Genomic DNA, 1,064 nt, shown 5'->3' on the forward strand with positions numbered 1-1,064 from the left:
ATAATTAATTGGTTAGGTGCTCCATTCCAGTTATAATTCCTGATCATGGGGTCGCTCCAGCCTAATCCATTTGTGTGTAAGTTAATTGTTCCTGGCGAGGTGTATTTTCCGGAAGCGACGCTTTTAGTCCATTGCTTTTTATTATCAGTGCTTATTGTGATAAACACAATGTCTTTATTCTTTTTAAACCTTTCAACAATTCTATGCATTGCATTGGAGAGATTAATGCAGTTTAGGCATCCGGTAAACCACACATCAATCACAATCAACTTTCCTTTATAGTCACGGAGTCTGTGAATATTGTTGTTAGCATCGTACAATTTAAATGGAAAAGCAGCGTATTGTTTTTCTTTCCAATTCAATAATTGAAGCCTTATTTGTTCGCTCTTTATTAAAGATAATGCCATTCCGACATAGGCTTTAGCCTCTGAAATATATTGTCGTTCGCTAAGATTAATAAAGCTGGATAACAATAATTTTTCCCTTAAATTTCCGGTATAAGTTTCCATAATCCTGCGGTAGATATTCTTAAAAGAACCGATTTCCCCGTAGTTTCCCTCTGATACGGTATTATTCAACTTTAACAGTGTCAATTCCTTTTTTAACAGCATATCCGCATAATATCCTGATAGCGGCATATAAACTGAATCAAGGTTTAAAATACTGTCTCTATTCAGATATCCCTGGAAATATTGATGGACAACCACCTTGTTTTTTTCATCTGTAGAAAGCCATGATGTGATGGCGACTTCACTTAGCAATTCATATTTTGCTGTCGCTATAGCATCGAGATATAATCGAAAATAAATAGGGGTCGGTAGTTGTGCCTTGTAGGTTGCTAGGATCTGAAGGCGCAATTGTATTGCCGAACGTAGTGCGGCATCCAAAAACGAAAGTTTCTCCTTTACCAGATTCATATTTGATAACTCGGCAATCCGTAAAGCCACGCCTTGCGATACTGGGTCAATATTTAAAATTTGCGCCTGGCAATTCAGTTTTTCAGCTCCTTTTCCGGTAAATAAAAATGGTGCTCCTTTTCTGATCGTTACATCAACACTGTCTGC

General features: G+C 37.3%; 1 protein-coding gene. It reads right to left on the bottom strand.

Translation table 11 applies throughout. The features are described 5' to 3' along the window. Nucleotides 1-1,064 (bottom strand): TlpA family protein disulfide reductase (locus FMM05_RS20895; protein ID WP_143375363.1); only part of this gene is annotated, 1,064 nt, incomplete at both ends.

Source organism: Flavobacterium zepuense, from assembly GCF_007097145.1.
GTDB lineage: Bacteria > Bacteroidota > Bacteroidia > Flavobacteriales > Flavobacteriaceae > Flavobacterium > Flavobacterium zepuense.